This is a genomic window from Actinotalea ferrariae (assembly GCF_019733465.1).
In the GTDB taxonomy this organism is placed as follows: Bacteria; Actinomycetota; Actinomycetes; order Actinomycetales; family Cellulomonadaceae; genus Actinotalea; species Actinotalea ferrariae_A.
Genome location: NZ_JACVQL010000277.1, coordinates 1 through 11,092, shown reverse-complemented (window position 1 = coordinate 11,092; position 11,092 = coordinate 1). Strand labels below are relative to the sequence as shown.

Below are 11,092 nucleotides of genomic sequence, written 5' to 3'. Positions count from 1 at the left end.
CGGCCCAGCTGCGCGCGAGCCGCCCGGACCTGGTGATCGAGGACATCCGGGGCAACGTCGACACGCGCCTCGGCCGCGTGGCCGGCGGCGCGGGCCCCGCCGACCTGGACGCCGTCGTGCTCGCGGCCGCGGGCCTCTCCCGCCTCGGCCGGCTCGACGCCGTCACGGAGTACCTGGACCCCGAGCTCGTCGCGCCCGCGCCCGGTCAGGGTGCGCTCGCCGTCGAGTGCCGCCCCTCGCTGCTCGGGCCCGGGCCGGTCGGCGACGCCCTGCGCGCGCTCGACCACCTGCCGACGCGGCTAGCCGTCACGGCCGAGCGCGAGCTGCTCACGGTCCTCGAGGCGGGCTGCGCCGCGCCGATCGGCGCGCTCGGCCACCTCGATCACGGACCGGTGGACTCGTGGCACGCCGACGTCGTGCGCCTGCGCCTCGACGCCGTCGTGTGCGCGCCCGACGGCGGGGCGCAGGTACGGACGTCCGCGTCCATCACGCTGCCCGAGGACCGTGACGGGCGCATCGACGCCGCGCGCACGCTCGGCGAGCAGGTCGCCCAGCACCTGCTCGCGGCGGGCGCGGGGGACATCGCCGACCTGCCGGGAACGGGTTCGGCCGGCCTCTCGGGCACGGCCCGCTCATGACGCTCCGGGCGCTGACCGGCTGGCGGGTGCTCGTCCCGCGCGGCGGCGAGTGGGGCGAGCGGGTCGCGGTGATGCTCGCCGAGCACGGCGCCGAGAGCGTCGTCGTGCCGCTCATCGAGTTCGCGCCGCCCGAGGACCTGACGACGTACGACTCGGTGCTCAACGGCCTCGCGCGCGGCGACTACGACTGGCTCGTGGTGACCAGCGCGACCACGGTGCAGTCGCTGTCCGCGCGCGTCGCGACGCTGGTCAACCGTGGCCGGGAGACGCCCGCGACGGCGCTCGCGACCTTCGTCGGCGACACGCGCGTCGCCGCCGTCGGGCCGGGCACGGGACGCTCGCTCGAGCGGCTGCACGTCGTCCCGGCGCTGCTCCCGAGCGGCGAGCGCTCGGCCCGCGGGCTGCTCGCCGACTTCCCCCGCGCGGACGCGACGCCGACCCTCCGCGGCCGGTCCGGCCGCGTGCTGCTGCCGCAGTCGAACCTCGCCGAGCCGACGCTCGCGGACGGGCTGCGCGAGCTGGGGTGGGAGGTCGACGTCGTCGTCGCGTACCGGACGCTGTCCGGGCCGGTGCCGGGCGAGAGCCTGCGGACCGAGGTCCGGACCGGTGGTTTCGACGCGGTCCTGCTCAGCTCCGCGAGCACCGTGACGAACCTCGTCGAGCTCGTGGGCATGCCCCCGCCGACGACGGTCGTCTGCTGCATCGGTCCGCGCACCGAGCAGGCGGCGCGCGACCACGGGCTGGCGGTGCACGTGGTGCCGCTGCAGGCGTCGGGCGAGGAGCTCGTCGAGGCTCTCGCCCGCTACGCGACGGGCGCCGCGCCCGGGCCCACCGATCCGACGTCCAGGCTGGAGAGCTGATGCCGTTCCCCGCGGTCCGCCCGCGCCGCCTGCGCTCGACCCCCGCGATGCGCCGCCTCACCGCGCAGACCACGGTCACGCCCGCGCAGCTGGTGCTTCCCCTCTTCGTGCGCGAGGGCGCCACGGACCCCGTGCCGATCACGTCGATGCCCGGGCAGGTGCAGCACTCGCGCGACAGCCTGCGCCGCGTCGCCGCGCAGGCGGCGGAGGCCGGTCTCGGCGGCGTCATGCTCTTCGGCGTGCCGGCCGAGCGGGACGCGACGGGCAGTGCGGCGTGCGAGCCCGACGGCGTGCTCAACCGCGCGATCGCCGACGTCGTCGCGGAGGTCGGGGACGCCGTCGTCGTGCAGGCGGACCTGTGCCTCGACGAGTTCACCGACCACGGCCACTGCGGCGTGCTCGACGCCCAGGGGCGCGTCGACAACGACGCGACGCTCGAGCACTACCGCCGGATGGCGCTCGCGCAGGCGGAGGCCGGCGCCCACCTGCTCGGGCTCAGCGGGATGATGGACGGCCAGGTCGCGGCCGTGCGGTCGGCGCTCGACGACGCCGGGCGCACCGACGTCGCGCTGCTCGGGTACGCCGCGAAGTACGCGTCGGCGTTCTACGGGCCGTTCCGCGAGGCGGTCGAGTCGACGCTCGTCGGCGACCGGCGGAGCTACCAGCTCGACCCGACGAACCGGCGCGAGGGCCTGCGCGAGGCGCTGCTGGACGTCGAGGAGGGCGCCGACGTCGTCATGGTCAAGCCCGCGATGTCCTACCTCGACGTGCTGGCCGACGTCGCCGCCGCGAGCCCCGTGCCCGTGTGGGCGTACCAGGTCTCGGGCGAGTACGCGATGGTCGAGGCGGCCGCGGCGCAGGGGTGGATCGACCGCCGCCGGGCGGTCACGGAGTCGGTCGTCGGCATCCGCCGCGCGGGTGCCGACGCCGTGCTGACGTACTGGGCGCTCGAGCTGGCCGCCTGGCTGAGGGAGGACGCATGAGCGAGGTCGCGGGCAGCGGCACGGCCGACGGCAGCATCAGCAGCGACCCGTACGGCACGGGCGTGGACGGGACGAGCGGCGTGCGGCACGACGACGCTCCCGGCGGCGCCGGGGGCGTGTCCGGCGCACGGGGTGCCGCAGGCTCGGGGCTGCCGGGCGCGGTGCCCGAGGGCGGGTCGACGTCGGGCGACCACGGGCCGAGCGAGGTGTGGCCGGCCGACCGCGCGCTCAGCGGCGGCGCCGTGACCGACCGGTCGGAGGTCCCCGTCTCGGAGGCGCTGTTCGCCGAGGCGCAGGCCGTGATGCCGGGCGGCGTGAGCTCGCCCGTGCGCGCGTTCCGGTCGGTGGGCGGCACGCCGCGGTTCATGGTGTCGGCCCGCGGCCCGTACCTCACCGACGCGGACGGGCACGAGTACGTCGACCTCGTCGGGTCCTGGGGTCCGGCGCTGCTCGGCCACGCGCACCCCGAGGTCGTCGCGGCGGTGCAGGAGGCGGCCGCGCAGGGCCTCTCGTTCGGCGCGCCCACCGGCCGGGAGACGGACCTCGCCGAGGAGATCCGGCGGCGCGTGCCGGCGGTCGAGCGGCTGCGGTTCGTGTCGACCGGCACCGAGGCGACCATGACCGCGGTGCGGCTCGCGCGCGGCGTGACCGGCCGGCCGCTCGTCGTGAAGTTCTCCGGCTGCTACCACGGGCACCTGGACTCGCTGCTCGCGGCGGCGGGGTCGGGCCTCGCGACCATGGCGATGCCCGGGTCCGCGGGCGTGACCGAGGCCACGGCGGCCGAGACGCTCGTGCTGCCGTACAACGACGTCGCCGCGGTCGAGGCGGCGTTCGCGGCGCACGGCGACCGGATCGCCGTCGTCATCACCGAGGCGGCGCCCGCGAACATGGGCGTGGTGCCGCCGCTGCCCGGGTTCAACCGGGCGCTGCGCGAGATCACCGCGCGGCACGGTGCGCTGCTCGTCCTCGACGAGGTGCTCACGGGCTTCCGCGCCGGACCGAGCGGCTGGTGGGGTCTGGAGGGCGCCGTCGAGGGCTGGGCGCCGGACCTGCTGACGTTCGGCAAGGTCGTGGGCGGCGGGCTGCCGGTCGCGGCGGTCGGCGGCCGGCGGGACGTCATGGAGCAGCTCGCGCCGCTGGGGCCGGTGTACCAGGCGGGGACGCTGTCGGGGAACCCGGTCGCCACGGCCGCCGGGCTCGCGACGCTGCGTGCCGCCGACGCGTCCGTGTACGTCCGGGTCGCGCGGGTCGCCGACGCCGTCGCGGCCGGGCTCTCGGAGGCGCTCGCGGCCGACGGCGTCGCGCACTCGATCCAGCGTGCCGGCACGCTGTTCAGCGCCGCGTTCGTGGACCCGGCCGACGGTCCGGTCACCGACTACGCCCGCGCGCAGGAGCAGGAGGCGTTCCGCTACCCCGCGATGTTCCACGCGCTCCTCGAGGCGGGCGTGCACGCGCCGCCGAGCGTGTTCGAGGCGTGGTTCGTCTCGGCCGCGCACGACGACGCCGCCGTGAACCGGATCCTCGACGCGCTCCCGGGCGCGGCACGCGCGGCGGCGCAGGCCCGCCCGGACTAGCCCGACCAGCTCCGCCCCCGCCGGGCCGCCCGCCGGCGCACGGATGCTCGCGTTCGAGCCCGCGTGCAGGTGGCCCGGGAACTACCCCCTCCAGGTGCACGGACGCTCGCTTTCGAGCATCCGGGCGTTCCTGTTCGCGGGAGCGTCGGTGTCCCGGCCTCGTCGGGGAGGCTCACCAGGGGAGGTAGTAGGTGAGGAGGTCGGCGGTCTGGGGTGGGAAGAGTGCCGTGAAGAGCTCGCGGTCGGCGCCCGAGTAGACGTCCGGGAAGAGCTGCGCGAGGCCGTCGATGCCCAGCGGTCCGAGGAGCAGGGCAGGCAGCCGGTCCGGCGCGACGCCCGCCCCGCCCGCGACGCCGGGCGACTGCATCGGGCCGCCGACCTCGACCTCGCCGAGGCCCGCCTCGTCCGTCCACGGCATCCGGTAGTGACGGCCGAACGTCGAGATCACGACGTCACGGCCGACGTCGTCGGCGCGGAGGCGCGCGCTGAGCACCGGCCGGAGGGCGTCGAGCACGAGCTCGGGGCGCTCGATGCGCGCGTAGTACTGCTCGGCACCCGGGCCGGGGGGCTCGAGCAGGTCGGCCCACGCACGGCCCGGCACCGTGAGCGGTCGGTGCACGACGGTCAGCGGTTCGCCCACGTCCGCGAGCGCCGCGAGGAGGGCCGTCGCGGCATCGTCGTCCACCGCGGCCGCCTCGGCGACGAGCACGCCGTCGTCCGGCGGACCGGTGCGCGCGGAGGCGACGACCGACCCGCCGCGCTCGAGCACCCAGGTGGTGCTGCCCTCGTGCGCGAGGATCCAGCGCCACCGCTCCGCGGGGTGCGGCATCGCGACGTCGTAGGGCGCCTGGGCGGCGTCCTGGAGCGCCGCGAGGACCGGCACGTCGGCCTCCGTCGCGGGACGAAGCCGGCCGGCACCGGGCGCGCGTGACGACCCACCCGGGGCGGCCGCCCGCACGCCGACGGTCGACGACGTCCCGTCCGGGACGGTCGCCGCACCGCCGAGGTCGTCGCGCGCTGCCGGTGCGGTCACGGGGACGTCGTCGGCCTCGCTGCCGTCGCTGCGCAGGCTCCGCGCCCGCGGCATGTCGATCGCGTACTCGTAGCCGAAGAGCCGGTAGAAGTACGGGATCCCGATCATGACCTGGAGCAGGTGGCCGCGGTCGCGGGACCGGTCGTGCGCCCACCCCATGAGCGCCCGCACGAGACCGCGGCCCTCGTACTCGCGATCCGTCGCGACGAGCTCGACCTGGCCGGCCGGGAGCACGACGTCGCCGACGCGGACCTCCTCGTCCAGGAGCGTGGCCGTCGAGACCACGCGGTCGCCGTCGACCACGACGGCGCACGCGTCCCAGCCCAGCTCGCCCTCGACGACGAGGCGGTGGTCGAGCGCGTCGGCCTCCTCGCCGCGCTCGACGAGGAGTGCTCCGATCTGGTCGAGGTCGGACGGCCGCGACGTCCGGAGCTCGAGCCCGCCGGGGAGCGTCGTCACCGCCGCCATCGTCGTCACCGTCCCCCCGCTGCCTCAGCGCCCACGTCGGACGTCGGCCGCTCGGCCGCCGCCGCGGCGCCGTCACCGGTGGACGTGCGGGCGCTCGCGAGGGCCCTGCGACCGGACGGCAGCGCGAGCGCGAGGCCCACCACGACGAACAGCGCCAGCCCCGCCGCGACGAGCAGGCTCTGGACGGTGAAGGTGTCGGCGAGCGGCCCGAACACGGCCATCCCGATCGGCATCGACACCGCCATGACGATCCCGACGAAGCCGAACACGCGGCCCTGCATCTCGGGCTCGACGGTCTCCTGAAGGACCGTCATGGACGGCGTCGCGAAGTAGGGCACAGCGAGCCCGAGGCTGAACATGAGCGCGAAGAACACCCACATGTTCGTGGAGAAGCCCATCGCGACGGACTGCGCCCCGAACACGACGGTGGACCCGAGCAGCAGCGAGACCCGGTTCTTCGGGCTCCACGCGGCGATGAGGATGCCGCCCAGCAGCATCCCGATGCTGAACGCGAGCTCGTTGACGGTCAGCTTCCAGACCTCGTCGCCGAACGTGCGCACCACCATGAGCGGCGTGAGGTACGACGGCGCCACGATGAGCAGGAAGACGACGGCGTACAGCCCGAGCACCCACCGCACGAAACCGTGGGACGCGACGTAGCGCAGCCCGCCCACGAGGTCGTCGAAGTACCCGACCGGGCCCTCGGCGCTCCGGACGATGCGCGGCACGGTCAGCACGGACAGCAGGCCGATGCCGACCACCGCCGTGACGACGTCGACGAAGAACACGGCGACGATCGAGAACGACGCGTACAGGGCCGCGGCGACGGCGGGGGCGAGCAGCATCATCGCCGACTGGATCGAGCCGTTGATGCCGTTGACCCGCATGAGCTTGTCGGTCGGGACGATCTGCGGGAGGAGCGCGGCGACCGCGGGCGTCTGGATGCCGGCACCCGCGGAGCGGATGGCGAGCGCGACGTAGATCAGCCACAGGTCGTCCATGCCGCTCGCCATGAGCAGCGCCAGCGCGAGCGTCGTGGCCGCGATGACCGCGTCGGCGCCCATGATCAGCTTCTTGCGGTCGAGCCGGTCGGCCCACACACCGCCGAAGATCGACACGACGGCCTGTGGCAGGAACCCGACCACGGAGGAGATCGCGAGGACCGCGCCCGACTGGGTCACGAGGGTCAGGTGCCACAGCACGGCGTACTGGACGAGCATCGACCCGAACAGCGAGACCGTCTGACCGGAGAGGAAGATCGTGACGTCGCGGCGCCACGTCGGGCGGTCGGCGGAGGCCACCGCGGGCGGCTCGCCGCCCGGCATCGTCGCGGCCTCGGCCGTCGCGGTCCCCGTCGTCGCGGTCCCGGTCGTCGCGGTCCCGGTCGTCGCGGCGCCCGTCGTCGCAGCACCCGTCGTCTCGGCGTCGGTCGGGGATCGGGGCTCGTCCGCAGCCTCAGGACTCGGGGTCGGGGAGCTCACCCGCCCATCGTGCGCCCGGCATCGTGGGCGAGGGAACACATTTCGGCGCTCGGAGCGTCACCGCTCCGCGAGCACCGCCCAGCCGTGACCCGGCACCACGACGCAGGAGCCGCCGTCGTGCGCGTCGACGTCGGCGCGACCCGCCTCGACCGCGCAGCCGGGGAGGTCGAGCGTGACGGCGTCGTCGGCGAGGTTGAGGACGACGACGAGCGCCTCGCCGCCACCCTCGACGCGGTACGCGAGGTGGTCGTTGGTGGTCTCGAGCAGCGCGGCGGGCGCGCGGTGCAGCCACGGGTGCCGACGGCGCAGCGCGACGAGCTCGCGATGGAGGCTGTGGACCGGGCCGTCGCGGCCCTCGGCGGTCGCCGGGTCCGGCGGGAACTCCGGCCGGACGGCGTCGTCGCCGCCCGCGCGGTCCTCCTTGACGCCGCGCATGCCGAGCTCGTCACCCGCGTAGATGGTCGGCGTCCCGCCGAGCGTGAGCAGCAGCACGACGGCGTGCGCGAGGTGCCGCTCGTCCGTGATGCGGCTCGCGATGCGCGTGACGTCGTGGTTCCCGACGAAGGTCACGGGGACGAAGTGCTCGAGGAACTCGTCGTGCCGGCGCAGCGCCCACGCGAGCTCGAAGAAGTTGCGGTCGTTGATCGAGCTCCAGATCGCCTTCCACAGCTCGTACTGAGTGACCGCGTCGAACCCGGCCTCGGCGACCGTCCCCACGTAGTCGCCGTGCAGCACCTCGCCGAACACGTAGGCGTCGGGGTGCTCGGCGCGCACGCGCGGCAGCACCTGCGCCCAGAACGACGTCGGGACGGCGTAGGCCGCGTCCAGGCGCCAGCCGTCGACGCCGCGTGCGAGCCAGTGGTTCATCACGGCGACGACGTGGTCGACGACCGCCGGTTCGTGGTGGTCGAGCGCGACCAGTGCGTGGTGCCCCTCGAAGTCGACGTACTGCGGCTCCGTGCCCGGCCCAGCGCCCTCGGGCCAGTGCAGCCGGAACCAGCGGTCCGCCGGTCCCGGCCCCTCGCGCAGCACGTCCTGGAAGCGCGCGAACCCGCGCCCGACGTGGTTGAACACGCCGTCGAGCGTCACGCGCAGCCCGCGCGCGTGCGCCGCCTCGACGAGGGCGACCAGGTCCTCCTCCGTGCCCAGCCGCGCGTCGACGGCGAAGTGGTCCACGGTGTCGTACCCGTGCGTCTCCGAGGCGAAGACCGGCCCCAGCGCGACGCCCGAGAGGCCCAGCTCGACGACGTGGTCGAACCAGGCCGTGATCCGCGGCAGGCGGCTGACGGGCGGTCCGTCGACCGCGGCCGGCTCGGCGCCGACGAACCCGAGCGGGTACACGTGCCACCAGAGCGCGTGCTCCACCCAGCCCGGCATCCCGTCCTCCAGCCCGTCGTCGACGTCGGCTCGCTCGAGCCCGCGTCGAACGTACAGCGACGCGTCCGACCCGGCAGGTGCGGCGGCCGGCAGGCGGGCTGGGAGGTCGGTCCCCCGGCGGGGAATACCCTGGGGGGGTACCCTGTTGGGGACGGATGACACCCGAGGAGGACCGATGGCCGGCTACAGCGGCACCAAGGACGACTACCTCAAGCGGCTGCGCCGCATCGAGGGCCAGGTGCGCGGCATCGCGCGCATGGTCGACGAGGACGAGTACTGCATCGACATCCTCACCCAGGTGTCGGCCGTGACCAAGGCGCTCCAGGCGGTGAGCCTCGGCCTGGTCGAGGACCACCTGGGCCACTGCGTCGTCCACGCGGCGCGCGAGTCCGACGAGGCGGGCGAGGCCAAGGTCCGCGAGGCCGCGGACGCCATCGCACGGCTCGTCCGCAGCTGAAGAACCCAGAAACCACGAAGGGAACCACCATGAGCACCACCACCGTCCAGATCGGCGTCCAGGGCATGACGTGCGGCCACTGCGTCCGCTCGGTCGACGAGGAGCTGCGCACGCTCCCCGGCGTCACCGACGTCACGGTCGAGCTCGTCGCCGGCGCCACGTCGCCCGTCACGATCACCGCGACCGAGCCCCTCTCGGACGAGGCCGTCGCCGCCGCGGTGGCCGAGGCCGGCTACGCCGTCGCCCCCCGGCGCTCCCTGCTCTGACGGCCGACGTCGGCCGGTCGCCCCGACCGCCGACGCCGCCCGGCCGCCGTCCGCCGGTCGGCGGTCGGGCGTCGGCACCCGCCGGTCCGCCGGCACCCCCTCCCCTCCTCGGCGCGCGTCGCGCCACCACGGATGTGATCACCATGAGCCACTCGCAGCACACCACCACCCCGTCCCTCGAGCAGACCGCGGCGCCCGTGGGCGTCGTCGACCTCGCCGTCGAGGGGATGACGTGCGCGTCGTGCGTCATGCGCGTCGAGAAGAAGATCAACCGCGTCGCGGGGGCGACGGCGACCGTGAACCTCGCGACGGAGACGGCGCACGTCGAGCTCACGCAGGACGTCGACCCGCAGGCGCTGGTCAAGGCGGTCGAGAGCGCGGGCTACACGGCCCGTGTCACACGGCGCAGCACGCCGCGCCCCGCACCGGAGCACGACGGCGCACCGCAGGAAGGGTTGCGCACGCCCAGCGCGCCGAACCCTGCACACGACGACGCCGCGCACGGCGCCCACGACGTCGAGCACGCGCTCTCGGGGCACTCGATGGCCGAGAGCCACGTGATGGACGACGACGCGGACATGTCCGCACCCGTCCCCGACCGCGGCGCCGACCTGCGGCGCCGACTGCTCGTCGCGGCCGTCCTCACCGTTCCCGTCCTCCTGCTCTCGATGATCCGCGCCCTCCAGTTCCCGGGGTGGCAGTGGGTCGTCACGGCGTCCTCGCTCCCCGTGGTGACCTGGGCCGCCTGGCCCTTCCACCGCGCCGCCGCGCGCGCCGCACGCCACGGCGCGTCGACCATGGACACGCTCGTCTCGCTCGGCGTCATCGCCGCGAGCGCGTGGTCGCTGTGGGCCGTGCTCCTCGGCGGTGCCGGCGAGATCGGCCTGCGGATGGAGCCCACGCTGGTGCCCCGCGCCGCGATGGCAGGCATGGACGCCCCGGAGCTCTACTTCGAGGTCGCCGCGGTCGTGACGACCTTCCTGCTCGCCGGTCGCTACGCCGAGCACCGCTCGCGCCGTCGGGCGGGCGACGCGCTGCGCAGCCTGCTCTCGCTCGGCGCGACCGACGTCGAGCTGCTCCGCGCCGCCGACGGGACGCCGCGCGGGACCCGCGTGCCGGTCGCGTCGCTCGCCGTGGGCGACGTGTTCGCCGTCCGCCCGGGCGAGAAGGTGGCGACCGACGGCGTCGTGCTCGAGGGCACGAGCGCGGTGGACACCTCCCTGCTCACCGGCGAGCCCGTCCCGGTCGACGTCGGTCCGGGTGACCCGGTGACCGGCGCGACCGTCAACACGGCCGGCTACCTCGTGGTCCGGGCGACGCGCGTCGGCGAGGAGACGATGCTCGCGCAGATCGGCCGGCTGGTGACGCAGGCGCAGACGGGCAAGGCGCCCGTGCAGCGCCTCGCGGACCGCATCTCGGGCGTCTTCGTCCCCGTGGTGCTCGTCATCGCGATCGGGGTGCTCGCGGCGTGGCTCGTCTCGGGAGCGGGCGCCTCGGCGGCGTTCACCGCGGCCGTGGCGGTGCTGATCATCGCCTGCCCGTGCGCGCTGGGGCTCGCGACGCCGACCGCGCTGCTCGTCGGGACCGGCCGCGGCGCCCATCTCGGTGTGCTCATCAAGGGTCCGGAGATCCTCGAGCAGACCCGCCGCGTCGACACCGTGGTGCTCGACAAGACGGGCACCGTGACCGAGGGCCGGATGGAGCTCGTCGACGTGCTCGTGACCGACGACGCCGACAGCAGCGACGAGGTGCTGCGCCTCGCCGGGGCGGTCGAGTCCCGCTCCGAGCACCCGATCGCCCGCGCGATCGCGGCCGCGGCGCAGCGGGTGGCCGCGACCGGCACCGACGCGCCCGAGCTCGGCGCCGACGGCGTCGCGGTCGGCTCGGACCAGGTGACCGAGTTCGCGAACGAGGCCGGTCGCGGCGTCGTCGGCGTGGTGCGCACGGCGCACAGC

General features: G+C 75.3%; 9 protein-coding genes and 1 pseudogene. 7 read left to right on the top strand and 3 right to left on the bottom strand.

What is annotated here, in order from left to right:
* From ICW40_RS17815 to hemL, 4 genes and pseudogenes are all read left to right on the top strand, one after another.
* A pseudogene (locus tag ICW40_RS17815) lies at positions 1-638 on the top strand (hydroxymethylbilane synthase); the annotation flags it as partial.
* Positions 635-1,498, top strand: coding sequence for a uroporphyrinogen-III synthase (locus ICW40_RS17810; RefSeq protein ID WP_221655345.1), 864 nt, complete (start codon positions 635-637; stop codon positions 1,496-1,498). The pseudogene ICW40_RS17815 and the gene ICW40_RS17810, both read left to right, overlap by 4 nt.
* On the top strand, positions 1,498-2,481 hold the full coding sequence (hemB, locus tag ICW40_RS17805) for a porphobilinogen synthase (RefSeq protein ID WP_221655344.1): 984 nt from the start codon (positions 1,498-1,500) through the stop codon (positions 2,479-2,481). The genes ICW40_RS17810 and hemB overlap by 1 nt, the downstream gene beginning before the upstream one ends.
* Positions 2,478-4,055: a glutamate-1-semialdehyde 2,1-aminomutase gene (gene hemL, locus ICW40_RS17800; RefSeq protein WP_221655343.1), complete on the top strand. Its 1,578-nt coding sequence runs from the start codon at positions 2,478-2,480 to the stop codon at positions 4,053-4,055. Before hemB ends, hemL begins: the two co-directional genes overlap by 4 nt.
* Positions 4,056-4,227: 172 nt before the next feature.
* On the opposite strand, the gene ICW40_RS17795 is transcribed toward hemL, so the two are convergent.
* From ICW40_RS17795 to ICW40_RS17785, 3 genes are all read right to left on the bottom strand, one after another.
* Complete coding sequence (locus ICW40_RS17795) at positions 4,228-5,547, bottom strand: GNAT family N-acetyltransferase (protein WP_221655342.1); 1,320 nt, start codon at positions 5,545-5,547, stop codon at positions 4,228-4,230.
* A 14-nt stretch (positions 5,548-5,561) separates the two neighbouring features.
* Positions 5,562-6,881: an MFS transporter gene (locus ICW40_RS17790; protein WP_221655346.1), complete on the bottom strand. Its 1,320-nt coding sequence runs from the start codon at positions 6,879-6,881 to the stop codon at positions 5,562-5,564.
* Positions 6,882-7,094: 213 nt separating this feature from the next.
* A complete protein-coding gene (locus ICW40_RS17785; protein WP_221655341.1) occupies positions 7,095-8,414 on the bottom strand; it encodes an alpha-amylase family glycosyl hydrolase in 1,320 nt (439 codons plus the stop codon).
* Between the two features lie 175 nt (positions 8,415-8,589).
* Here ICW40_RS17785 and ICW40_RS17780 point away from each other — a divergent pair, with 175 nt between their 5' ends.
* The 3 genes from ICW40_RS17780 to ICW40_RS17770 all read left to right on the top strand — a co-directional run.
* Positions 8,590-8,871, top strand: a complete 282-nt coding sequence (locus ICW40_RS17780) for a metal-sensitive transcriptional regulator (RefSeq protein WP_221655340.1) — start codon at positions 8,590-8,592, stop codon at positions 8,869-8,871.
* 29 nt (positions 8,872-8,900) lie between these two features.
* Positions 8,901-9,137 (top strand): heavy-metal-associated domain-containing protein, encoded by a 237-nt coding sequence (locus ICW40_RS17775; RefSeq protein WP_221655339.1) that lies wholly within the window; start codon positions 8,901-8,903, stop codon positions 9,135-9,137.
* Positions 9,138-9,280: 143 nt separating this feature from the next.
* Positions 9,281-11,092, top strand: a 1,812-nt coding sequence (locus ICW40_RS17770; RefSeq protein WP_221655338.1) for a heavy metal translocating P-type ATPase, incomplete at its 3' end; no start/stop codon positions are given.